The sequence below is a fragment of the Roseateles sp. FW301-B2 genome, assembly GCF_058788955.1.
The window spans coordinates 1-22,376 of sequence record NZ_JBYTBE010000054.1 but is presented as its reverse complement, the minus strand read 5'-3'; the positions used below and the strand labels follow the sequence as shown (position 1 = coordinate 22,376).

At 68.8% G+C, this 22,376-nt stretch carries 18 protein-coding genes; 11 read left to right on the top strand and 7 right to left on the bottom strand.

The genetic code is table 11. The features are described from left to right. Positions 1 to 214: 214 nt before the first annotated feature. A complete protein-coding gene (locus tag AC3WQY_RS23715; protein WP_492711045.1) occupies positions 215 to 1,678 on the bottom strand; it encodes an OmpP1/FadL family transporter in 1,464 nt (487 codons plus the stop codon). Between the two features lie 219 nt (positions 1,679 to 1,897). On the opposite strand from AC3WQY_RS23715, the gene AC3WQY_RS23710 reads away from it, so the two are divergent. After that, positions 1,898 to 2,566, top strand: coding sequence for a lysoplasmalogenase (locus tag AC3WQY_RS23710; protein ID WP_492711043.1), 669 nt, complete (start codon positions 1,898 to 1,900; stop codon positions 2,564 to 2,566). Positions 2,567 to 2,581: 15 nt separating this feature from the next. Here the strand turns inward: AC3WQY_RS23710 and AC3WQY_RS23705 are convergent, their stop codons facing one another. The 6 genes from AC3WQY_RS23705 to AC3WQY_RS23680 all read right to left on the bottom strand — a co-directional run bounded on the left by AC3WQY_RS23705 (position 2,582) and on the right by AC3WQY_RS23680 (position 7,325). Next, positions 2,582 to 3,433, bottom strand: coding sequence for a LytR/AlgR family response regulator transcription factor (locus AC3WQY_RS23705; RefSeq protein ID WP_285234969.1), 852 nt, complete (start codon positions 3,431 to 3,433; stop codon positions 2,582 to 2,584). A 14-nt stretch (positions 3,434 to 3,447) separates the two neighbouring features. Next, the gene (locus AC3WQY_RS23700) at positions 3,448 to 3,840 is read right to left on the bottom strand and encodes a hypothetical protein (protein WP_285234970.1); all 393 of its coding nucleotides are present in this window, start codon (positions 3,838 to 3,840) and stop codon (positions 3,448 to 3,450) included. A gap of 2 nt (positions 3,841 to 3,842) precedes the next feature. Then, on the bottom strand, positions 3,843 to 5,171 hold the full coding sequence (locus tag AC3WQY_RS23695) for a sensor histidine kinase (protein ID WP_492711040.1): 1,329 nt from the start codon (positions 5,169 to 5,171) through the stop codon (positions 3,843 to 3,845). A 367-nt stretch (positions 5,172 to 5,538) separates the two neighbouring features. Further along, positions 5,539 to 6,108 (bottom strand): YceI family protein, encoded by a 570-nt coding sequence (locus AC3WQY_RS23690; RefSeq protein ID WP_285234972.1) that lies wholly within the window; start codon positions 6,106 to 6,108, stop codon positions 5,539 to 5,541. A gap of 41 nt (positions 6,109 to 6,149) precedes the next feature. Next, positions 6,150 to 6,752, bottom strand: coding sequence for a YceI family protein (locus tag AC3WQY_RS23685; RefSeq protein ID WP_492711038.1), 603 nt, complete (start codon positions 6,750 to 6,752; stop codon positions 6,150 to 6,152). Between the two features lie 21 nt (positions 6,753 to 6,773). Further along, positions 6,774 to 7,325 carry a cytochrome b gene (locus tag AC3WQY_RS23680; RefSeq protein ID WP_492711036.1) on the bottom strand — a complete coding sequence of 184 codons (552 nt, stop codon included), beginning with the start codon at positions 7,323 to 7,325 and terminating at the stop codon, positions 6,774 to 6,776. 168 nt (positions 7,326 to 7,493) lie between these two features. Between AC3WQY_RS23680 and AC3WQY_RS23675 the strand changes: the two genes are divergently transcribed. The 10 genes from AC3WQY_RS23675 (at position 7,494) to AC3WQY_RS23630 (ending at position 22,302) form a co-directional block, all read left to right on the top strand. Beyond that, on the top strand, positions 7,494 to 8,069 hold the full coding sequence (locus AC3WQY_RS23675) for an HD domain-containing protein (protein ID WP_492711035.1): 576 nt from the start codon (positions 7,494 to 7,496) through the stop codon (positions 8,067 to 8,069). 255 nt (positions 8,070 to 8,324) lie between these two features. Beyond that, positions 8,325 to 10,142: a PAS domain-containing protein gene (locus AC3WQY_RS23670; protein WP_492711034.1), complete on the top strand. Its 1,818-nt coding sequence runs from the start codon at positions 8,325 to 8,327 to the stop codon at positions 10,140 to 10,142. Next, complete coding sequence (locus AC3WQY_RS23665; RefSeq protein ID WP_492711032.1) at positions 10,139 to 12,511, top strand: two-component system response regulator; 2,373 nt, start codon at positions 10,139 to 10,141, stop codon at positions 12,509 to 12,511. The genes AC3WQY_RS23670 and AC3WQY_RS23665 overlap by 4 nt, the downstream gene beginning before the upstream one ends. Positions 12,512 to 12,575: 64 nt before the next feature. Beyond that, on the top strand, positions 12,576 to 14,339 hold the full coding sequence (locus AC3WQY_RS23660; RefSeq protein ID WP_492711030.1) for an ATP-binding response regulator: 1,764 nt from the start codon (positions 12,576 to 12,578) through the stop codon (positions 14,337 to 14,339). Next, a complete protein-coding gene (locus tag AC3WQY_RS23655; protein WP_492711029.1) occupies positions 14,320 to 18,414 on the top strand; it encodes an alpha/beta fold hydrolase in 4,095 nt (1,364 codons plus the stop codon). Before AC3WQY_RS23660 ends, AC3WQY_RS23655 begins: the two co-directional genes overlap by 20 nt. After that, the gene (locus AC3WQY_RS23650; RefSeq protein WP_492711028.1) at positions 18,407 to 20,071 is read left to right on the top strand and encodes an alkaline phosphatase D family protein; all 1,665 of its coding nucleotides are present in this window, start codon (positions 18,407 to 18,409) and stop codon (positions 20,069 to 20,071) included. Before AC3WQY_RS23655 ends, AC3WQY_RS23650 begins: the two co-directional genes overlap by 8 nt. A 239-nt stretch (positions 20,072 to 20,310) precedes the next feature. Further along, the gene (locus AC3WQY_RS23645; RefSeq protein WP_492711026.1) at positions 20,311 to 20,847 is read left to right on the top strand and encodes a hypothetical protein; all 537 of its coding nucleotides are present in this window, start codon (positions 20,311 to 20,313) and stop codon (positions 20,845 to 20,847) included. Positions 20,848 to 20,933: 86 nt separating this feature from the next. Continuing rightward, a complete protein-coding gene (locus AC3WQY_RS23640; protein ID WP_492711024.1) occupies positions 20,934 to 21,500 on the top strand; it encodes a hypothetical protein in 567 nt (188 codons plus the stop codon). A gap of 75 nt (positions 21,501 to 21,575) precedes the next feature. Beyond that, entirely contained in the window at positions 21,576 to 21,935 is a 360-nt protein-coding gene (locus tag AC3WQY_RS23635) for an efflux RND transporter permease subunit (protein WP_492711022.1), read from the top strand. Positions 21,936 to 21,969: 34 nt separating this feature from the next. After that, positions 21,970 to 22,302, top strand: a complete 333-nt coding sequence (locus AC3WQY_RS23630) for a hypothetical protein (protein ID WP_492711021.1) — start codon at positions 21,970 to 21,972, stop codon at positions 22,300 to 22,302. Positions 22,303 to 22,376: the final 74 nt, after the last annotated feature.

The following is a 22,376-nucleotide window of genomic DNA, read 5'->3' as shown; positions in this document are numbered from 1 at the left end:
GCGGGCCGCCGGGGGGGCGGGGATGGGGGTGTCGGTGCCGGGGAAGGTGGGCGGCAGCGGCATCACTGCCGCGCCGTTATCGCCACCGCCCATGCAACCGGCCAGGCCGCCGAGGGCCGACGAGGCGGTGATGAGGGCGCCCGCGCGCAGGAAATTTCTTCTGTCCATGACCATGATGGTGTGACCTTGTTCGATGGTTGAGCCGCGGGCTTACTCAGAAGCCGTGGTTGAGCTGCACGCCGACGGTGGCGGCGGAGCTGCGGTAGGTGCCGCGCACGGTGGAATAGGCGCAGCTGCAAGGGGTCTGGCCGCCACCATCGTCGGTGGCTTGCATCGGTGCCTCGCGCAGCTTCACGAAGCCCAGCGCCAGGTCCACGGTGGTGCTCTGGGCCAGCTTCAGATTGGCGCCCAGGGCCAGCCAGGTGCGGTCGGAGTCGGGCAGGGCCGGGCTGCGCAGCGCGCCTTCCACCGGCGAGCGGTCGTAGGAGATGCCGGCGCGCAGCAGCAGCTCGGGGTTGAGGCGGTAGCTGCCGCCCAGCGAGACGCGCCAGGCGTTCTTCCACTTCTCGGGCGTGATCGAGGGCGCGGCGGTGCTGTCGAACTCGATGCGCAGCTCCTGCAGGCGCGACTGCTTGTACCAGGTGGCGTCGGCCATCACGGCCAGGCGTTCGTCCAGCTGGTGGAAGGCCTGGAAGGACAGCGAGTCGGGCGTCTTCACCTTCAGGCTGGCGCCGGAATCGTTGTGGTCCAGCTTGCTGTGGCCATCCGCGGGCTTGCCGGTGATGGCGGCCAGCACCTGGGCCGGCAGCGTGGCGGGTTGGCTCCAGTCGGCATCGCCCTTGAGCTTGTGCGAGACGCTGGAGCGATAGGCCAGGCCGAAGCGGGTCTTGGCATCCAGTTCCCAAAGCAGGGCGAGGTTGAAGCCCAGCGCCCAGCCCTTGCCATGCACATGGATGTTGCCGTCGAAGGCCGGGTTGCCGAACACCTGGTTGGCCTGCTGCTGCAGTTGCAGGGCCAGGCCGGGGGCGCCGCCGGCGGCGGCCTGCTGGGCCGCGGCCAGCAGGCCGGCCGCGTAGGCTGAGCCATAGGGCGTGGCACGCTCCAGGTCGCCCTGCATGTATTCGATGTTCAGGCCGCCGGCCAGCGAGAGCTGCGGGTTCAGCTTCCAGGCCACATTGGGGTTGAAGGCGAGCGACTTCAGCTCGACCTTGTTGAGGTTGTAGCGTCCGCCCCAGTTCGGGTCATACGTGAGCTTGGCGCCCGAGGGCACGAACACGCCCAGGCCATAGACCAGCGTGTCGGAGGCGCGGTAGGCCGCATACATATGCGGCACGAACACGCCGCTGGCGGCGTTCTGCGTGGCGCCGGCCTGCGAGGTGGGGCGGGCCTGCAGGCCCGAGCCGGGCAGCGAGATGAAGGAGCCGGCGTCGGTGAACTGCACGTCGGGCGCCACATAGTCGAGCACGCCGGAGACATGCAAGCCGCTGCCCAGGCGCGTCAGCGCGGCCGGGTTGGCGAAGATGGTGCTGGCGTCGGCGCCCTCGGCGCCATTGGCGTTGGCCGTGCCTTCGGCGGCGGCGCTCTGCGTGCCGAAGCGGTAGCCAGCGGCCTGGGCCAGGCCCGCGCTGAGGCTGAGGGTCAGCATCGTCAGCGCCAGGCGCCGCGATCTTGAGGTCATTGCCATCGGAGTCTCCTTGCTTCTTGTTGGAAGCGTCTGATTCTGCAAAGTCCGGATGTCAGCGCCGTGAGGGTATGCCTGGGCTGTGTCGCACGAAACCCACGTCTGCGCGATTTTTAGAGCCTTGGCTCCAAAGCGCTGCAGCTTAGTCCCGGAGGGGCTTGTTGAACAGGGCTTTCCCGCTGTTAGGGGGCAGGTCTTGCGCCGCAGAATCCGCCGATGCCTTTTTCCTTCCCGCTCCTCCTGCCGGTGCTGACCCTGGTGTCGGCCCTGCTGAGCATCGTGGCGCTCAGCGACATGGGCCTGCCGCGCGAGATGGCCTTTCTGGCCAAGCCGCTCACCACCGTGCTGATCATTCTGTATGCCTGGCCGCGCGGCGCCGCGCAGCCGCGCATGCAGCGCCTGCTGCGCGCCGGCCTGCTGTTCTCGCTGGGCGGCGACATCGCCCTGCTGTGGCCCGAGCAGGGTTTCCTGCCGGGGCTGGTGAGCTTTCTGATCGCCCACCTCTGCTACATCCTGGGTTTCGCCAGCCAGGCGCGGTTCGCGCGGCCCTGGTGGCCGTTCGCGATGTTCGCGCTTATCGCCGGCGCGGTGCTGCTGCGCCTGTGGCCCGGCATCGGCGCCGAGCTGCGCCTGCCGGTGCTGGTCTATGTGGCCTGCCTGGCCAGCATGGCGGCGCAGGCCTGGAGCTGGTGGCGCAGCAGCCTGGGGCAGGCGAGCGAGGCGCTGGCGCGCAATGCCGCCTGGGGCGGCACGCTGTTCCTGCTCTCCGACAGCCTGATCGCCATCAACAAGTTTGCCGGCGCCGTGCCGCTGGCCGCGCTGTGGATACTGGCCAGCTACTGGGTGGCGCAATGGCTGCTGGCCAGCAGCCTGGGCAAGGACTGACCCCGGGCCGGGCGCTTACATCCCCTTGAACAGCTGCGTATAGCTGCGGCTGACCTCGAGCTTTTCGCTGAGGCCCTTCACGCCCACCAGCTGGCGGCCGCGGAAGTCGCGCGTGATGCCGTTGATGGCCTTCACGTTCACCAGGGTGGAGCGGTGGATCTGCCAGAACAGGGCGGGGTCCAGCTCGTCCACCAGTTCCTTGATGGGCTTGCGGATCAGCGCCTCGACGCCGGCGGTCTGCACGCGCGTGTACTTCTCGTCGCTGATGAAGAACAGCACATCCTCCACCGGGATCATCTGGATCGCCTGGCCCACGGTGGCCTGGATCCACTGCAGGTATTTGGGCGCGCCGCCCGGATTGAGCTTGGCCGAGAGCTGGTGCAGCAGCTGCTGCAGCGGCTGGGCCTGGCCGGTTTCCGCCGGCGCGGCCTCGGCACTCTCGCCGCCGCCGCCGTTGTGGCGCTGCGCCAGCCGCTTCTTGATGCGCGCGACGGTCAGCACCAGGCGCTCGCGCTCGGCGGGCTTGAGCACATAGTCGGCCACGCCCTGCTCGAAGGCCTCCACCGCGTACTGGTCGTAGGCGGTGATGAAGACGATCTCGGGCACCAGCCAGCTGTCGTCCTCGGGCAGTTGGGCGATCTGGCGCGCCGCATCCACGCCGGTGAGGCCGGGCATGCGGATGTCCAGGAACACCAGGTCCGGGTGGTGCTCGCGCACCAGCTCCACCGCTTCCAGGCCGTTCTTGGCCTCGGCCACGATCTCGAGCTCGGGCCAGACCTCGGTCAGCCGGCTGCGCAATTGCTCGCGCATCAGTCGTTCGTCATCGGCCAGGACGGCGCGCACGGGGGAGAGTGTGGTTTCGCTCATGGCGCGATGCTAAATCACGCCTTGGCGATTTTTCTCGGTTTGCGCAGTATCAGCCACAGCAGCAGGCCGAACAGGAACAGCGGCGAGAACAGCACCGCGCCGATGCCCGAGAACAGCAGGCACAGCAGGGCCAGCACGCCGCCCACGATCAGCAAGGGCAGGCCGATGCTGAACAGCAGCACCACCGGCACCACCAGCAACACCACCACGCCGGCAATCCCCAGCCCCAGCACCAGGCCGAGGAAGTCGCCCAGGCCGAAGCCTGCCGCGCTCAGCTCCTCGTCGTTGATGGTGATGTGCAGGCCCGGGGAACTGGCCAGCTCATGCCAGATGGCTACGCCGGCCAGGCTGGCCAGCAACATCATCACCAGGCCGAAGGCCAGCATCACCTTGAAAGCGGTCCTCATGCTCAAGCTCCTTGTTCACGGCTGCGATAGGGCACGGTGATGGTCACAACGGTGCCCGAGGGTTGGTTCTCGGTGACGGTGATGCCGCCCTTGCTGCCGTACAGCAGCATCAGGCGTTCGCGGATATTCGCCAGGCCCACGCCGGTGCCGGCGGTGGCGGCGCGGCCGAAGCCCAGGCCGGTGTCGGCCACGGTGACGGCCAGCTTGCCGTGCACGATCTCGGCCTTGACCCTGAGGCTGCCGCCCTCGGCCTTGGGTTCCAGGCCATGCTTGATGGCGTTCTCCACCAGGCTCTGGATCATCATGGGCGGGAATTCGGCCGACATCAGGCCCTCGGGCACGTCGATCTCGGTCTGCAGGCGCTCTTCCATGCGCACCTTGAGGATTTCCAGATAGGGCTTGATCACGCTCATCTCGCGGCCCAGGTCGCGCACGCCGCCGGCATTGGCCTCGCGCATGGTGGGCATGGAGGCGCGCAGCAGGGCGATCAGGTTGCGCTGCATCTGCGAGGCGCGCGGCGGGTCGGTCTCGATCAGGTGGTCGATCGAGGCCAGGGTGTTGAAGAGGAAATGCGGCTCGACCTGGGCCTGCATGGCGGCCATGCGCGCCTCGATGACCTGGCGCTTGAGCGATTCGGCCTCGGCGGTCTCCTCGGCCTGCGCGGCCTTCACCTCGGCCTGGATGCGGCCCTTGTAGGTGACCTTGATGACGCCCGAGCCGAGGATGATGAAGACGGCCAGGTTGACCAGGAAGTCGCCCAGATGCACCACCCGGGTGCGGGTGTGGCTGCCCACGGCGCCGGCCTCCTCGAGCGCCTGGCGGGCCTCGTCGCGCACCTCTTCGGCGGCTTCCTGGGCGGCGCGGGCCTGCTGGGCCAGCTCCTCCAGCGCGTCCTTGGCCTGCTCGATGGCGGCCTTGGCATCCTCGCTGCTGATGCTCTCGGGCAGCTTGATCTCGACGCCGGGCTGGGGCTCGACGCCGGAGGCGCCCGGCGCGGCCGGGCTGGCCACCGGCACGATGCGCACCCCATGCTTGTCGATCTTGACCTCGTAATGCATGCCCGCCGGCAGCTTGGCGGTGCTGGCGGGCTTGGGCAGCTTGGGGAGCTTGGGCATCGAGGGCCCGTCCACATGCTCGGTGACGCGCCAGGTGAAGGGCGGCAGGTCCTGCAGGATGTTGGTGCCGATCAGCAGCAGCACGGACAGCACGATGAAGCGCTTCCAGCTGATGCTCACCAGCCAGCTGGCATAGACATGGAAGCCGCGCACGCAGGCCTTGGAAAAGCTCTGCCAGCGTTGCATCAGGGTCGGATTGAGGGGGACGGCGTTCATCGGGGACCTTGTTCGATGGTTCCCACTGTACGCAAGGCCGCGTGGCGGCCCTAAGCCCGGGCGATACGCCGGCCGGGCGGCGGCATGAAGTGCAGATCGCGCCGACGGGCGGTGCGGCGCCCGCGGCGAGGCTTCAGAAGAAGGCCTGGATCACCAGCACCAGCAGCAGGGCCAGGGCAAAGGCAAGTTGGACGGCACGCTGTGACTGCACTGAGGGTCTCTCCCGGAATTGAGGCGCATGCTAGGGCGCTTCGGCGCGCCCGGCACTCCCCATGAGTGGGGAATGCCGGGCATCATCGCCGCGCCCCGGGCTTCCAGAACGCAAGTCTTGTGTCGGGATGTGACCGTGCCGTGCCGGTCGAGCCGTTTACTGGCGCACCGCCTCGACCTGGATCAGCAGGCGCACGTTCTTGGGGAAGCCCCAGGCCAGGCCGTAGTCCACGCCCCATTGGGTGCGGTCGATGGTGGCCTCGAAGTCGCCGCCGCAGACCTCGCGCTTGAGCATGGGGTTCTGGTAACAGTTGAAGTGGCTGGTCTTCAGCGTCACCGGGTTGGTCTTGCCGCGCAGGGTCAGCTGGCCCGCCACCTCGGCCACCTTGTCGCCGTTGAAGACGAACTTGTCGCCCACGAACTTGGCGGTGGGGAACTTGTCGGCGGCGAAGAAGTCATCGCTCAGCAGGTGCTTGTCCATCGGCACCACGCCGGTGTTGATGCCGGCCAGCTCGAAGCTGATCTCGACCTTGCCGGTCTTGGCCGCGCGGTCCAGCTGCACCGAGCCTTCCTTCTTGTCGAAACGGCCGCGGTTGGTGGAGGTGCCGAAATGCTGGATCTCGTAGGTCACGAAGGTGTGGGTGGGATCGACCGCGTAGCTGGCGGTTTCGGCTTGGGCCAGGCCCGAGAGGGCGGCGAGGGCGGCGATCAGGAAAGCTTTTTTCATATCTGAGGTGGTTGGAGCAGGGTTGAACGAACGGAAGAAAATCACAGCGGTGCAACGCCGCTGAAGGCGAGCTTGAACTTCACTTGCACATCGTTGGCGACCATCGAGGTATCGGCCCATTCGCCGTCGCCGATCTTGAATTCCAGGCGTTTCAGCACGAAGCCGCCGCTGGCGGTGGTGGTGGTGCCGGTCTGGGCCAGGCTCAGCGGCACCACGACGTCGCGCGCCTGGCCCTTGATGTTCAGCTTGCCGGCCACCTCGAAGCGGCCACCGCCCAGCGCCTTGATGGCGTTGCTCTGGAAGCTCGCCTGCGGCAGCTTCTTGCTGTCGAACCAGACGGGCTTGGCGAGTTCGGCATCCAGGGCCGGGTCGCCCAGGCTGACGCTGGCCAGCTCGATGTTGAAGCTCACCTTGCCGGCCTCGGGCTTCTTGGGGTCGAAGCTCAGCTGGGCATCGAAGTGCTTGAAGCGGCCGTCCACCGGCACGCCCATCTGCTTGCTGGTGAAGCCCAGCTCGCTTTGCGCCGCCAGCAATTGCGGTGCGGCCGCGGTGGCGGGCTTGGCGGTGGCGGCACAGGCCGGGCCCTGCACCAGCAGGGCGGCCGATGCGAGCGCGATCAGGGTGGTGGAAAAAATGGCTTTCATGGCGGCTTCGTTCGTGAGGGTTTAGCGGTGGCCGGGCAGCATGCGCTGCAGCAGGCCGTCGCGATCGATCCAGTGATGCTTGAGGGCACCGGCCACATGGGCCAGCACCAGCAGGGCCAGCAGCCAGGCCAGCTGTTCGTGCCGCTCCTTCAGGGTCTCGGCCAGCAGCTTGTCCACCGGCACGAAGTCGGGCAAGGGCAGCACGCCAAACCAGACGACGGGGAAACCGGCGGCCGAGCTGTAGGCCCAGCCCGACAGCGGCACGGCGAAGAAACACAGATAGAGCAGGAAATGCACCGCGTGGGCGGCGCGCGCCTGCCAGGCGGGCATGGCCAGATCGGCCGGCGCACGCTTGGCCAGGCGCCACAGCAGGCGCAGCGCCGACAGCGCCAGAATCGTCATGCCCGCCCATTTGTGCCAGTTGAAGAGCTTCAGGCGGGTGGGTGAGAGTGGCAGGTCGCTCATATAGAGCCCCATGCCGAAGGCGCCCACGATGGCCAATGCCAGCAACCAGTGCAGGAAGATGGTGAGGCCGTGGTGGCGGGCGCTTGGATGGCCTGATTGGCTTGGCATGCTGTGGGGTCCGGCGTTTCTGCGATGTCGTCAGTGTGCTTGCCGGGGGCCGGGTGGTGGTTCAGCTTGCTTGAGGTCAAGGTTCATTGCTTTTGAATGCTGAGACCCTTGGCGTCACAGTCGCGTCATTGCCGCGGTCCAGACTGCCGCCAGCCAAGGAGGTGAGTCATGGACCTGATCTGCAAGATCGAAGCGCTGTTCCTGCGCCGCGGGGGGCTTTGCTACAGCAGCGAGCGCCAGGAGCCGGTCAGCGCCCTGGCCCATGGCCTGCAATGCGCGCAGCTGGCCGAGTGGGCCGATGCCGACCACCATCTGGTGGTGGCCGCGCTGCTGCACGACCTCGGCCAGTTGATGGACGCAGCCCCCGGCGAGGCGCTGCGGGACGACCAGCATGAGCTGCGCGCCCTGCCCTTGCTGGCCACCGGCTTCGGCCCGGCCGTGCTGGAGCCGATACGCCTGCATGTGCAAGCCAAGCGTTATCTGGTGAGCGTGGATGCGCACTATGCGCAAGACCTGACCCCGGCCTCGCGCCACAGCCTCGGGCTGCAGGGCGGGCCGATGAGCGGCGAGGAGAAGCTGCTCTTCATGGCCCAGCCGTTTGCCCGCGAGGCCCTGCAGCTGCGGCGCTGGGACGATCTCGCCAAACACCCCGGCAAGCGCACCCCGCCGCTGGCCTATTACCTGGGCATGATGCAGGAGCTGCTGCGCGCACAGCGCACAAGTCCTCGTCTTGCGATTGCCTGAGCGCCTGCATCCCTCCAGAGAGGGATAGGCGCCGGCGGGCCGCGTCGAGATACTGCAACCCAGATCACGCGCTGCCTGGACCTCAGCGTGATGATCGAGGGGAGGAGTGCTATGCCGACCACCAAGGCTCGCAAGGGCGGCGGTGGTCGGCATAGTTATTTCTGCAGTGCCGGCCCTGGGCACCATGCTCCGTTCTTGATATAAATCAGCCGAACCCTGCCACTGCGGCGCAGCGGGGGGCTGCTGGGAGGCGCCATGGCTGTTGAGTCGCGCGAAGGCGAGTTGCATCTCGCCTCGCTGCATGCCTTGTTCGCAAGCGAGCTGCCGGTCGGTCTGGCGGTGCTTGATGAGGAGCTGCGCTATCGGCACATCAACACCATGCTGGCCGAGGCCAATGGCGTGAGCGTGCAGCAGCATCTGGGCCGCACGGTGCGCGAGGTGCTGCCCGCGGCGGCGGCCTCGCTGGAGCCGCTGCTGCGGGAGGTGCTGAGCACCGGCCAGGCCTTGCGCGACTTCGAGGTCGCGGCCGAGGTGCCCAGCCTGCCGGGCGAACTCTCAGAGTGGTTGGCCAGCTATCTGCCGATCGCGGATGGCGCGGGCCGCGTCGTCGGCGTGCTGGTGCAGGCCCTGAACCGCTCGCTGGAGCGGCGCGCCGAGCGCATCAAGCTGGAAAGCGACCAGCAGCTGCGCCGCGTGCTGGACAGCCTCTTCATGTTCGTGGGCGTGCTGACGCCCGATGGCGTGCTGCTGGAGGCGAACCGCGCGCCGCTGGAGGCCGGCGGGGTGACGCTGGAGCAGGTGCGTGGCCTGTATGTGTGGGACACGCCCTGGTGGAGCGCCGACGCGGCCAATCAGGAATGGCTGCGCGAGGCGGTGGCGCGCGCGGCCCAGGGTGAGACCCTGCGCCGCGACGTGGTGGTGCGCATGGCCGGCGACACGCGCATGGAGATCGATTTCATGATCGCGCCGCTGCGCGACGACAGCGGCCGCATCACGCATCTGATTCCCTCGGGCATCGACATCTCGGCGCGGCGCGCCAGCGAGGCCGCGCTGCAGACCAGCGAAGACCGCTTCCGGCGCGTCTTCGAGGGGGCCACGGTGGGCATGGGCCTGGTGGACCAGCGCGGCGTGATCCAGCTCGCCAACGAGAGCATGGCCCAGCTGTTCGGCTATGCGCGCGCCGAGCTGGTGGGCATGGAGGTGCACCAGCTGGTGCCGCAGCGCCAGCGCGAGCAGCATGTCTCGCACCTCAGGCAATACATGCGCGAGCCGGCGCTGCGCTACATGGCCAAGCGCCAGGAGCTTTATGCGCTGCGCCGCGATGGCAGCGAGTTCGCGGTGGAGATCGGCCTCAACCCGCTGCCCGAGAGCGCCGGCCAGCAGGTGCTGGCCACCATCAGCGATGTCACCGAGCGCCGCGCCGCCCAGGCCCAGATCGAGCGCGCGCTGGTCGAGAAGACGGTGTTGCTCAACGAGGTGCATCACCGCGTCAAGAACAATCTCCAGGTCATCACCAGCCTGCTCAATCTGCAGGGCCGCAATGCCGAGCCGGCGGTGCAGCAGGCGCTGCGCGACAGCCAGAGCCGCGTGCGCTCGATGGCGCTGATGCACCAGATGCTGTTCGAGCGCGGCGACCTCAGCGCGCTCGAGCTGGGCCCCTATCTGCAGCGCCTGTGCGGCCTGCTGCGCTCCACCTATCTGGGCGAGAGCAACAGCATCGCGCTGCTGGTGGATGTGCCCGAGCAGGGCCTGCGCATCGACCCGCAGCGCGCCATTCCCTGCGGCCTGCTGGTCACCGAGCTGGTCACCAATGCCTTCAAGCATGCCTTCCCGGGCGGGCGGACCGGACGGGTGCACGTCAGCCTGCAGCGCCTGGCCGGCGAACGCGCCCTGCTGGAGGTGCATGATGACGGCATCGGCCTGCCGCCCGAGCAGACGCCCGGCCAGGGCCGCAGCCTGGGCTTGCAGCTGCTGCCCCTGTTGGCCGAGCAATGCCGTGCCACGCTGGAAATCGAACGGGCCGCCGGCACGCGGGCCCGGCTGTTCGTCGACATGGAAGGAACCGCGCCATGATGGCCTCGCTGGATCGACCCTTGCGCGTGCAGATCGTCGAGGACGAGCGCATCGTCGCCTTCGACCTGCGCAGCGGCCTGGAGCAACTCGGGCACGAGGTGGTGGGCATTGCCTCCAGCGAGCAGGAGGCGCTGCGCCTGGCGCTGCGCGAGACCCCCGACCTGGTGCTGATGGACATCCACCTCGACCAGGGCAGCGACGGCGTGGCCGCCGCCTGCGAGCTGCGCGAGCAGCTCGCCATCCCGGTGATCTTTCTCACCGCCTATGGCGAGACCGAGACGCTGCGGCGCGCGGCGCAGGCCGCGCCCTACGGCTATCTGCTCAAGCCCTTCGAGCTGCGCGAGCTCAACGCCACCCTGCACATGGCGATGGCGCGGCGCAGCGAGGAGCGCAAGACCGAGGCGGCCGAGCGCCGCCTGCTGCTGGCGCTCGAGTCCGCCCAGCTGGCGGTGCTGGAGTCGCAGGGCGGGCAGCTGCGCTGGGGCGGCCACCAGCTGGGCCAGGAATTCCGTGCGCTTACCCAGGCCGCCAGCATGGTGGAGCTGCAGCAGCATCTGGAGCCGCCGGCGCAGCGCGCGCTGCAGGCCCTGCTGGAGCATGGCATCCCGCTCGACCTGACCTGCCGCTGGCTGGCCCCCGGCGGCGCGGCGCGCTGGCTGGAGATCCATGCGCGGCGTTTCGAGCATGAGCAGCTGGTGATGGGCATGGTGCGCGACGTCACTGCGCGCGTCGAGGGCGAGACGCGCCTGCGCCAGGCGGTGGCGGCCTTCGACGCCACCGACGAGGCCATCATGTTCCTCGACGCCCAGCACCGCGTGCTGAGCTGCAACCCCGCCTTCACCGCGCTGACCGGCTGGCCCGAGAGCCAGGTGCTGGGGCTGCGGCCGGCCGAGTTCCTCTACGCGCGCCGCCATGGCGACCATCCCGATCGCAAGGAAGAGGCGCCGCGCCATGGCGAGGTCAGCTGCATGCGCCGCGATGGCAGTACCTTCCCGGCGCTCGAGCATCTCAGCGCCGTGCTGGACGAGCAGGGGCTGCCGGGCCACCATGTGCTGAGCTTCTCGGACATCTCCGAGATCCGCAACGCCCAGCACAAGCTGCAGCACCTGGCCCTGCACGACACGCTCACCGGCCTGGGCAACCGCGTCGCCATGCAGGACGTGCTGGATGCCCCGGGCCTGCGCAGCCTGGGCCTGCTGTTCATCGATCTGGACGGCTTCAAGTTCATCAACGACAGCCTCGGCCACGACTGCGGCGACGAGCTGCTCAAGGTGCTGGCGGTGCGCTTGATCTCGATCCTGCGCAGCGACGATGTGGCGGTGCGCCTGGGCGGCGATGAATTCGTGGTGCTGATGCGCCACCCGCGCAGCGCCCACGATGCGCTGCAGCTGGCCGAGAAGCTGCTGCAGGCGCTGGCGCAGCCGGTGCCGCTGGCGGCGCAGCCGGTGGCGGTGACCGCCAGCATCGGCGTGGCGCTCTTCCCCGAGCAGGTGGACAGCCCGCAAAGCCTGCTGCGCGCCGCCGACGCCGCCATGTACGAGGCCAAGGCGCGCGGCCGCAACCGCGTGGCCCTGTATGCCCAGGCCCATGCCGATGGCGCGAGCGAACAGCTGCGCATCGAGCAGGGCCTGCGCCTGGCCATGCAGGCCGGCCAGCTGAGCCTGCATTGGCAGCCCATGCTGGAGATGGGCAGCGGCCGCATCCTCGGTGCCGAGGCCTTGCTGCGCTGGCAGCATCCGCAGCTGGGCCAGGTGGCGCCGCAGCGCTTCATCCCGGTGGCCGAGGCCAACGGCATGATCTGCACCATCGGTGCCTGGGTGATGGAGCAGGCCTGCGCCCAGGCCGCGGCCTGGCGTGCCCAGGGCCTGGGCCTGGTGCGCGTGGCGGTGAACGTCTCGGTGCGCCAGTTCGAGCAGGACGATGTGCTGGGCCTGGTGCGCCATTGCCTGCAGCGCCATGCGCTGCCGGCGCAATGCCTGGAGCTGGAGCTTACCGAATCGCTGTTTGCCCAGTCCGCCACCCTGCGCGGCAGCCTGCAGGCGCTGCGCGATCTGGGCGTGCGGCTGGCGCTGGACGATTTCGGTACCGGCTTCTCCTCGCTGGGCCAGATCGTCAGCCTGCCGATCGACCGCATCAAGATCGACCGCAGCTTCGTCATCGAGCTGGTGGACTCGCACCACCGCCGCGCCGTCGTCAAGTCCATCATCATGCTGGCCCAGACGCTGGGAATGGAGATCACGGTGGAGGGGGTGGAGACGCTGGAGCAGCACGACGTGCTGCTCGCGCTGGGCGCCGTCGAGGCCCAGGGCTGGCTCTACCACCGCGCCATGCCGGCCGAGGAACTGCTGCGTTTGTTGCGCGCGCATTGAGATTGAAGCGGGCTTTATTGGGCTCCGCCGGGCTATATTGCCCCCTGCCTCGACCACTCACTCTATGGCGCGCGAACTGACCCCCGAAGACCACAGCGTCAAGCTCGAACTCCTGCAATTGCTGGCCCGGCAGGGGCGGCGCATGCCCTACCCGGTGGGCCTCAGTGCGGTGGTGATCGCGGCCATGGCCGCGCCGCGCCTGCCGCTGTGGGTGACGGTGGGCTGGGTGGCCCTGGTGTTTGCGGTGCTGGCACTGCGCTGGGTGCTGCTGGGGCGGCTGCCCGCCATGCAGCAGGTGGCGGTGGACAAGCGCCTGCAATGGGCGGTGGGGCTGAGCCTGCTGAACGGCCTGGTGTTCACACTCTCGCTCGCCTTCGCGCCCTATATGAGCGATTACCAGCGCATGGTGCAGACCCTGCTGCTGCTGGGCCTGTGCGCCGGCGCGGTGGCCTCCACGGCGGGCAATGCGCCGGTGTTCCGTGCCTTCCTGGTGCCGCTCACCCTGGCCAACAGCCTGGCCTGGCTGGTGGGCGGCGCGCATGGCCTGGGCTGGGAGGACTGGGCGCTGAGCCTGCTGATCCTGGGCTTCGGCCTGATCCTGGCGGGGCTGGCGCGCGACACCTACCGCGTCTTCGTCGAATCGGTGCTGATACGCCAGCAGCAGGTCAAGAGCAACCAGCAGCTGCGCCTGGCGCTCTCGCAGGCGGAGCAGGCCATGCTGGCGAAGACGCGCTTCCTGGCCTCGGCCAGCCACGATCTGCGCCAGCCCATGCACACGCTCTCGCTGTTCGGCGCGGCGCTGGAGATGCGCCAGCTCGACAAGCCCACCGCCGAGATCGCCGTCAACATGAATCTGGCGCTGCGCTCGCTCTCCAGCCAGATGGATGCGCTGCTGGACATCTCCAAGCTCGACGCCCAGGTGGTGCCGGTGCACAACCAGGCGATTGCACTGAGCCCCTGGCTGACCCGGCTCTACCAGGAGTTCCTGCCGATGGCGCAGCGCAAGCATCTGCGCCTGACCCTGCTGTGCCAGCCCGCCGCCTGGGTGGAGAGCGACCCGGTGCTGCTCGAGCGCGTGGTGCGCAACCTGCTCGACAACGCCATCAAGTACACCCAGGCCGGCGAGGTCGTGATCGAGGTCACCGAGGGCGACGAGGTCTGGATCATCGAGGTGCGCGACACCGGCGCCGGCATTGCCGAGCATGAGCAGGCGCGCGTGTTCGAGGAGTTCTACCAGATCGGCAACCCCGAGCGCGACCGCAACAAGGGCCTGGGCCTGGGCCTGTCCATCGTCAGCCGCCTGGTCGATCTGCTGGACCTGCACCTGGAGCTGCGCTCGGTGCAGGGCCTGGGCAGTTCCTTCAAGCTCAGCATCGCCGCCACCGAGGCCGGCAGCGCCGTCAGCGCGCCCAGCAGCGGCATGCCCGAGCTGAGCCTGCCGCCGTTGCGCGTGCTGGTGATCGACGACGAGGAGCCGGTGCGCCTGGCCATGCAGGCGCTGCTGAGCGCGCATAGCTGCGAGGTGGTGGGCGCCAGCGGCACGCGCGAGGGCCTGCTCAAGAGCATGGCGGCGCGCCCCGACATCGCCCTGGTGGACTACCGCCTGCGCGCCGGCGAGGACGGCATCGCCGCGGTGCGCTCGCTGCGCAGCGCCGTGCCCGAGCTGCCGGCGGTGCTGATCAGCGGCGACACCGCACCCGAGCGCCTGCGCGAGGCCCATGCGGCCGGCCTGATCCTGCTGCACAAGCCGGTCTCGCAGGAGCAGCTGGTCGCGGCCATGCATGCGGCGCTGACGGCCGCCTACCCGCATGACGGCCCCGGCATCTGAGGCCCACCAAGCGCAACGCTGGCTCTCGCAGGGCCTGGAGCGCCTGTGGTGGGAGCTCGTGCAGGCCGAGCGCGCGGGGGTGCGGCCGGCGTTCGACTTCGACCTGCTGATCGTCGGCAGCGGCTATGGCGCGGCGGTGGCCGCGGCCGAGCTGGCCGGCAGCGTGGACGCCGAGGGCCGGCCGCTGCGCATCGCCCTGCTGGAGCGTGGGCGCGAATACCTGCCCGGCGCCTTCCCGGCGCGCCTGGCCGATCTGCCCGGGGCGGTGCGCTTCGCCAGCGCCGAGGCTCCGGCACCCAAGGGCCGGCGCGAGGGGCTGTTCGACATCCGCCTCGGCCCCGACATGACGGTGGTGCTGGCCAACGGCCTGGGCGGCGGCTCGCTCATCAATGCCGGCGTGATGGAGCCGGCCGCGCCGGCGGTGTTCGCGCAAGCGCCCTGGCCCGCCGCGCTGCGCGAGGAGCCGGCGCCGCTGCAGGCCTGGTACGAGCGCGCGCATGCACGCCTGGGCAGCCAGGCCAACACCATCGCGCGCTTGCAGGGCCACCAGCCGCGCCGCCTGCAGTGGCTGCAGGGCCTGGCGCGCGCGGATGTGCCGAACGCCCAGGCGCGCGCGGCGCGCATCACCGTGGCCCTGGCCGAGCATCCCAAGAGCGCCGCCGGCCTGGCGCTGGAACGCTGCATCGCCTGCGGCGACTGCGCCACCGGTTGCAACGCCGGCGCCAAGGAATCGCTCGACACCAATCTGCTGGTGCAGGCCGCGCAAGCGGGCCTGCAGATCTATACCGGCGCCACCGTGGAACTGCTGCTGCCCGCGGCGGGTGGCGGCTGGGAGCTGCAGCTGCAGCACACCGACGAGCTGCTGCGCGCGCGCGAGCCGGCGCCGCTGCGCCTGCGCGCGCACCGCGTCATCCTCGCCGCCGGCAGCCTCGGTTCCACCGAGATCCTCATGCGCTCACGCGCCGCCGGCCTGGCGCTGTCGGCCTGCCTGGGTCAGCGCTTCTCGGGCAATGGCGATGTGCTGGCGGCGGCGGTGGATGCGGCGCAGGAGCTGCATGGCATCGCCGACGAAGACCTGGCGCCAGCCGAACGCGGCGTCGGCCCCACTATCACCGGCCTGCTCGACAGCGGCGAGGGCTTCGTGGTCGAGGACCTGGCCATCCCCGGCGCCCTGCGCTGGGTCTGGGAGGAAAGCTTTGCGCTCGCGCGCACGCTCGACGACCTGGCGCGCGGCGACGAGGGCCGGCATGCCGGCGGGCTCGAGCCCTTCGACGACCCCTTCGCCATCCGCCCCGCGCGCAGCCTGCGCAGCGTCGCGCTGGCCATCATGGGCCTGGACGCGGCCGCCGGCGAGCTGCGCCTGCCGCCATCCAAGGCCGGCGCGGCCCAGGAGAGCGGCGTGCTGAGTGTGCACTGGCCGACGCTCAAGGACGACGGCCAGGTGGATGCGCGCCACCGCTGGCTGGCCGAGCGCCTGGCCACGCAGGGCGCGCGCCTGCTCGCCAACCCGGCCTGGCGGCTGCTGCCGGCCGAGCTGGAGTTCATGCTCGGCAGCACGCGCGGCCCCATGCTCACGGTGCACCCGCTGGGCGGCTGCGGCATGGCCGACGCGGCGGATGGCGGCGTGGTCAACCAATGGGGTCAGGTCTTTACCGGCAAGAACGGTCACGCCAGCAGCGAGGTCTACGCCGACCTGGCGGTGCTGGACGGCGCCATCATGCCCACCGCCCTGGGCATCAACCCGGCGCTCACCATCACCGCGCTGGCGCTGCGCGCCGTGGCCGCGCCGGCCGGGCTCAGGCATCAATGGGGCCTGCAGGCGCCGGCCGCGCCCTTGCCGGTACGGGGGCCGCGGCCACGTTACCGTGCGCCCGCGCACCAGCCCGGCCTGCCCACGCTGGCCGAGTTCCGCGAGCGCATGGCCGGCTTTGTGCGCCTGCCCGGCGCGCCCGGCGGTGAGGTCAAGTACCTGGAGCTGAGCTTTGTGTACGGCGAGCTGCCGCTGCGCCAGCTGCTGCAGCCGGGCCCCGAGCGCGCCTTGCGCATCGGCGCCGAGCAGGGCCGCGGCATGCTGCGCCTGTTCGATACCGAGCCCGACCCCGATGCGCCCGGCCGCTACATGGTGGTGGCGCGCGAGCGCCGCCCCGGCGAGGGCAAGCTCTGGATGCATGCCGAGCGCCGCGACGAAGACGCGCGCTGGTGCGCGCCGCTCGCCAGTGCCGAGCTGGCGGTGTTCCATCGCGCGCCCAGCGGGCCGCTGCGGCGGCGCCTGCGCGGCCTGGCCGCCTGGTTCATGAACCGCGGCTGGCGCGACATGGTGTTCGCGCTGCAGGATCAGCTCGCCGGCCGCGTTCCAGCCCAGCCAGCTCAACCGGGCCAGGGCCGAAGCCATGGATTTTTGGCCAGGCTGCTGGCGCAGGCCCGCAACGCCTGGCACCTGGCCAGCCACGCGGGCGAGCGCCGCCTGATGGACTACCGCCTCACCGTGGGCCATCCCGCGCCCGAGGCCGGCCGCCTGCCGATCTGGGCCATCGGCCTGGTGGGGCTGGAGCTGCGCGGCAGCAAGCGCATCGGCTACAGCCGGCGCGGCAACCCCTGGATGCAGCTGAGCCGGCTCTATCTGGAGCCGGGGTCGCCCTTCGAGCCGCTGGCCGGGCAGCGCGAGGCCATGCTGGAGCTGGACCTCTACTACCTGGCGCGCCAGCGCGTGCCACTGCTGCGCCTGACTCAGGCGCAGGACCTGCCCAGCGCGATCCGCGACGTGGGTGCGCTGATGGCCTACGCCGCGCGCATGCTGATCGGCCTGCATGTCTGGAGCATGCGCAAGCCCGACCCCGCGCCCGAGCGCGAGATCCGCCGCCTGCCGCACGCGGTGCCGGACCTGCCCGCGCCCGAGATCGTCGAGCTGCCCACCGGGCGCTGGGGCGAGGCCGGGGCGCAGCGCCGCCCGGTGGGCCGCGCGCCCAGTGCCGACGATCAGCGCACCGTCTATTGCCGGCTGACGCGCTACCGCGCCAAGCGAGCGGGCGCCACGCCGCTCCTGATGATCCATGGCTACAGCGCCAGCGGCACCACCTTCGCCCATCACTCGGTGCAGCCCGGCCCGGCCAAGCTGCTGTGGGACGAGGGCTACGACATCTGGATCGTCGACATGCGCACCAGCGCCGGCATGCCCACCGCGCGCCTGCCCTGGACCTTCGAGGAGGCCGCCTTCAACGACATCCCGGTGGCGATCAACCACATCCTGCAGGCCACCGGCCAGGCGCAGCTGCAGGTGCTGGCGCATTGCATGGGTTCGGTGATGCTGCACATGGCGCTGCTGGAGCCGCGCGAGCAGCCGGACATCGAGCATTTCTATCCGCTGCGGCGCGCGCTGATGGAGCGGCGGCAGATCAGCAAGCTGGTGATCTCGCAGGTCACGCCGATGCTGATCTTCTCGCCCACCAACACCTTGCGCGCGCACCTGATGCAGTACCTGCGGCCCTATCTGCCGCTGCAGGACTATGCCTTCCGGCCGGCAGGCGACAAGCTGCTGGACCAGCTGATCGACCGCCTGCTCGCCACCTTGCCCTACCCGGACAACGAGTACGACATCGAGAACCCGCCGCCGCCCAGCATCGCGCGCACGCCCTGGGTGCGCACGCGCCACCGCATGGACATGCTGTACGGCCGCGACTTCGCGATCGGCAATGTCGACCAGCCGGTGTTCGACCACATCGACGACCATTTCGGCCCGCTAAGCCTGGACACGGTGGCGCAGGCGATCAACTTCGCGCGTGCCAACGAGATCACCGACTGGCAGGGCGCCAGCGTCTACCTCGACGATCTCTCCAAGAGCCTGGCGCTGCTGCAGGCCTTTCCGGTGCTCTCGGTGCATGGGCAGGACAACGGCCTGTGCCAGGCCGAAAGCGCCGAGCTCACCGCCGATCACTATGCCCATGTGGCTCCGGGCCGCTACCGCTACCACGTGGTGAGCGAGCATGGCCACCAGGACTGCCTGATCGGCCGGCATGCCGCCACCAAGGTCTTCCCCGTCATCATCGATTTCCTGCGGGAGGGCGCGGCGGATGCGTGAAAGCAAATCGGTGCTGTGCGCCCATGCACCCTGGCACCGGGTGGAGCGGGCGCCCGACCCCGATGGCATCCACATGCAGCTGCTCACGGCGCTCAAGCCCGAGCAGGGCTGGCCGCGCCTGTGGGCCTGGGTGCCGGTGCGCTGGCGCGGTGGCGAGCGCTTCGAGCGCCTGACGAGCGCGCCGCCGCATACCGAGAGCTTCCATGCCGAGCCCGGCAGCAGCCCCGGCGAGCCGCTGCGCCATGCGCTCGCGCTGCGCCACTTTCCGGCCGGGCCCGACACCGGCCTGCTGTGCCTGTTCATCTACCTGGACCCGCGCGCCGATGCCGAGGAGGGCGGCAACGGCGCCGCGCTGGCCGATCTGCGGGTGGAGGACCTGAACCTCGCGATCAACGAACTGCTGCTGCGCCAGCCGGCCCTGCCCGACTGGGCCCATGCCTTTGTGCCCAGCCCGTCGTCCGAGGCCGAGGGCGGCGCGCTGAGCTTGCTGCTCGCCGCCTGCCAGTACCCGCCCGGCATGCTGGACGTGAGCCGCGGCGCCGAGCGCGACCCCGCGCTGGCCAGCCCCGCCGACGCGGCGATGGCGCGGCTGGTGGCCTTCTGCCGCCAGCATCCGGACGGCCGCAAGGTCTCGCTGTTATTGATCGCCGGCGACGAGATCTATGCCGATGCCAGCGGCGGCCTGGCCGACCCCAGCACCAGCGCCGAACGCTATGCGCGGCCCTACCAGCATTTCAAGGCCGGCTTGGCCCGCTACCTGCCGCCCACGCTGGCGCGCATCGTGCACGCGCCCGACGATCACGAGGTGCAGGACAACTGCGAGCCCTGCCTGCTGCCCGATGGCAGCCACGACCCCGGCGAATACACCGCCAGCGCGCGCGCCGCGGCCTGGCAATACCGCTGGGAGCCCGATGGCCAGCGCGAGCGACAGGGCTCGGCGGAGCGCTTCTGGCACAGCTTCGACTGGCGCGGTGCCGCTTTTTTCATCGCCGACAGCCGGCTCGAGCGCGAGCCCCGCACGGTGGCGCGCGTGGCCGAGGCGCAGATGATCGGCCTGGCCCAGCGCCAGGCCTTCAGCGCCTGGCTGACAGCCAGCGCCGGCCGCCCGCGCTTCGTGCTGAGCGGCGCCCTGCTGCTGCCGCGCCGGCGCAGCAGCGCCGCCCATGTCTCGGGCTCGCTGCGCTCCGATGCCTGGTGCGGCTTTCCGGCCAGCCAGCAATGGCTGCTGGCCGAACTCTGGCGCCAGCGCGCCAGCGGCGTCGTCTTCCTCTCCGGCGACGAGCACCGCTCCGGCCATGTCAGCGCCGAGCTGCGCCGCGCCGATGGCCAGGGCCCCAGCCTGCGCCTGCATTCCATCCACAGCTCGGCGCTCTATGCGCCCTGGCCCTTTGCCATCACCGACCCCGAGGAGTTCGCCGCGCCAGAGGTATTCGGCATCGACGCCGCGACCGGCGCCACGCCTCAGCAGACGCCATCCTCTGAACTGCTGTGCTGCGAGGTGGGCGAGTGGCAGGACCATCCCGGCGATGGCTTTGCCTGGCTGCGCGTGAGCGAGGACGGCAGGCGGCTGGAGCTGCGCTATGACAAGGCGGGGGCGGGGGCGCTGCATGCCGCGCTGCCGATGCGGGGGGCGGATGCGGTGCTGGCGCTGGACTGAAGCGGGCGGGCTGGACTGTGGCGGCGGCAGTCGGTGGCGGGATTCCACTCAAGCCGTGGGTGCAAGCGGCAGCTAGACTGGTGCCTAACGTGGAGATGTTATGGCGCGATTGCGTGCGACGCGGTGGGCGCATCTGGATATGTCCATATCTGGCAAGTAATGGAAAGATATGACGATAAATGGACGCGACTGCCCATTGAAGGCGCCGTCTAAATTACGTTAGCTTTCACAAGCCCGATATGCGATTCATCCTTGCTTTTCTTGCCGCAACCATTCCAGCAGTTGCCTTGGCTGGTTGGATTGACAAATCAGGGAAGAGTCTTACTGACACCCAAGACAGAAAGGCTGTTGGCGACTTTGGGGCACAGGTAGTCCTTGTGGCCAACGATCAGCGGATGTTCAAACTCTGGGGCACCCCATCTGAAACAGTGAACATCGAAACGATCGACAAGGTTTTAGTCAATGGCCAGGTTAATGCCTTTGTAGTGTTCAGCGGCTGCAAGCCAAGTAAGACTGGAAACTGCGACGTAACGGCGAAATTCAAAGTCTTCCAGCCCAATGGAAAAATCTATGCAGATACGCCGCCTATGGAGGTCTGGCAAGCCAAGCGCCCGCCCCCTGGAACGTCGCTTGAGCTTGGCGTTCAGTATCTGAAGGTGGTCATCGAGCCAACCGACTTGCTCGGAAAGTACATAGTCAACACGCAGGTCCGAGACAACGTGTCGGGTGTAGTCCTTGAACTGTCTTCGCCGTTCCAAGCGGGAAAGTCCAAGTGAAACCTAACCGCTCATTCGAGTCGACGCCTTTCGGCGCGGCTCAATTCCAACGCTAGGTAGCACGAACAACCGCTTTGCCTACTCCCATGCCGGATGCCGACGCCCAAGCACAAGCCGCACCAAGCTTCGATGCGACAGGCTTGGTCGTGAGGGCGCTTGTGCTCTATGCCTTGGCGGAACATCAGGCTGGCCATGCAGAGGAGATTCGCGTCATTGCCCATGGGTATGAATTCTCGGTGTCCGATGACGGTCGTGGGCACTCAATCAACAAGGAAGTCGACGGTTCGCCTTACCTGAACTTCATCTACGGACAGCTTGACTATCCATTTGCGACCAATCGAGGCGGCGCAATTCAGTTGCAAGGCACTGGTATGTCGCTTCTCAATTCGCTCTGCAGCGATCTCGCGGTCGAGGTTCGCAAGTCGGAGCAGGTGCTCCGCCTCCTATTCAGAACTGGTCAACTCGCAGAGAAGCAAGTGCAGACGGTGCACTCGGCGCAAACTGGCAACACGGTTTCTGGCATCGTTGCGCCTCAACTGGCGCGGTTACCAATCAATGAAGCGTTGCTTGAAAACTGGTTGTGCCGTGTTGCCGCCACTAGCCCGTCGCTGCGGCTTTCGTTCAACGGAAGAGCTTTGCACAGTGGTTCATAGGCCGCCGTCTTGGCGGTGCTCTAGCCGTCACCTTTCTGCGCGGCACAATTCATACGCCAATCGTCACTCCACGACATGCGCATCACCCACCTCTTGTGTGCCCTCTCTCTCTTCGCCTCGGCCGGCTCCGTGATGGCTGACGGAATCCCGCGGGTCATCCGCGTCGAAGTCTCCGCCGCAGGTGCCAGCGCCGAACGGGTGGAGCGCGACCTCACCACACCGTTGGAGCGGGCGCTGCACGCGGTGCCGGGTCTGGCGTCGTTGGCTTCCGTTTCGCAAGAAGGGCTTAGCGTCGTCGAGCTCAAGTTCAACAGCGGGCCCGGTCCACAGGATGAACTCGCGGTCACCCGGGTGGTGTCCAAAACCCTCGCGCCGATGCGGGGCTGGGCGTCGCTGCCGCGCATTTCATCAAGCGCCGAGCCGACGCTGCGCTGATGCCGGCTGACCGTTCATCGAGGCCAAACCGCTGATGGAGTTCATCGTCGAACTGCTGCTCGAGTTCCTGATCCAGGTCGTCGGCGAAGCGCTGTTTGAGTTGGGCCTGCACTCGATGGCCGAGCCGTTCCGGCGGCCGCCCAATCCCTGGCTGGCCGCGATCGGCTACGCGATCTTTGGGCTTATCGTCGGCGGCATCTCGCTATGGCCGTTTCCGCAGCACATGGTGGTGGCGCCGATGTGGCGCTGGGTCAATCTGCTCGCCACACCGGTGCTGGTGGGCCTGTGCATGTCGTGGCTGGGGGCCTGGCGTACTCGGCGGGGGCAAACGGTTTTCCGTATCGACCGCTTCTCGTACGGCTACTGACCTGCTCGGGTTTATCGAGACAGTAATTCCTAGAAGACGGCGGGTTGCAGGTCTTGGCGGAGTTGCTGTTTGAA

Excerpts from the sequence above, each read along its gene's own strand:
- AC3WQY_RS23715 (WP_492711045.1), bottom strand. The coding sequence starts at position 1,678 with ATGACCTCAAGATCGCGGCGCCTGGCGCTGACGATGCTGACCCTCAGC.
- AC3WQY_RS23710 (WP_492711043.1), top strand. The coding sequence starts at position 1,898 with ATGCCTTTTTCCTTCCCGCTCCTCCTGCCGGTGCTGACCCTGGTGTCG.
- AC3WQY_RS23705 (WP_285234969.1), bottom strand. The coding sequence starts at position 3,433 with ATGAGCGAAACCACACTCTCCCCCGTGCGCGCCGTCCTGGCCGATGAC.
- AC3WQY_RS23700 (WP_285234970.1), bottom strand. The coding sequence starts at position 3,840 with ATGAGGACCGCTTTCAAGGTGATGCTGGCCTTCGGCCTGGTGATGATG.
- AC3WQY_RS23695 (WP_492711040.1), bottom strand. The coding sequence starts at position 5,171 with ATGAACGCCGTCCCCCTCAATCCGACCCTGATGCAACGCTGGCAGAGC.
- AC3WQY_RS23690 (WP_285234972.1), bottom strand. The coding sequence starts at position 6,108 with ATGAAAAAAGCTTTCCTGATCGCCGCCCTCGCCGCCCTCTCGGGCCTG.
- AC3WQY_RS23685 (WP_492711038.1), bottom strand. The coding sequence starts at position 6,752 with ATGAAAGCCATTTTTTCCACCACCCTGATCGCGCTCGCATCGGCCGCC.
- AC3WQY_RS23680 (WP_492711036.1), bottom strand. The coding sequence starts at position 7,325 with ATGCCAAGCCAATCAGGCCATCCAAGCGCCCGCCACCACGGCCTCACC.
- AC3WQY_RS23675 (WP_492711035.1), top strand. The coding sequence starts at position 7,494 with ATGGACCTGATCTGCAAGATCGAAGCGCTGTTCCTGCGCCGCGGGGGG.
- AC3WQY_RS23670 (WP_492711034.1), top strand. The coding sequence starts at position 8,325 with ATGGCTGTTGAGTCGCGCGAAGGCGAGTTGCATCTCGCCTCGCTGCAT.
- AC3WQY_RS23665 (WP_492711032.1), top strand. The coding sequence starts at position 10,139 with ATGATGGCCTCGCTGGATCGACCCTTGCGCGTGCAGATCGTCGAGGAC.
- AC3WQY_RS23660 (WP_492711030.1), top strand. The coding sequence starts at position 12,576 with ATGGCGCGCGAACTGACCCCCGAAGACCACAGCGTCAAGCTCGAACTC.
- AC3WQY_RS23655 (WP_492711029.1), top strand. The coding sequence starts at position 14,320 with ATGACGGCCCCGGCATCTGAGGCCCACCAAGCGCAACGCTGGCTCTCG.
- AC3WQY_RS23650 (WP_492711028.1), top strand. The coding sequence starts at position 18,407 with ATGCGTGAAAGCAAATCGGTGCTGTGCGCCCATGCACCCTGGCACCGG.
- AC3WQY_RS23645 (WP_492711026.1), top strand. The coding sequence starts at position 20,311 with ATGCGATTCATCCTTGCTTTTCTTGCCGCAACCATTCCAGCAGTTGCC.
- AC3WQY_RS23640 (WP_492711024.1), top strand. The coding sequence starts at position 20,934 with ATGCCGGATGCCGACGCCCAAGCACAAGCCGCACCAAGCTTCGATGCG.
- AC3WQY_RS23635 (WP_492711022.1), top strand. The coding sequence starts at position 21,576 with ATGCGCATCACCCACCTCTTGTGTGCCCTCTCTCTCTTCGCCTCGGCC.
- AC3WQY_RS23630 (WP_492711021.1), top strand. The coding sequence starts at position 21,970 with ATGGAGTTCATCGTCGAACTGCTGCTCGAGTTCCTGATCCAGGTCGTC.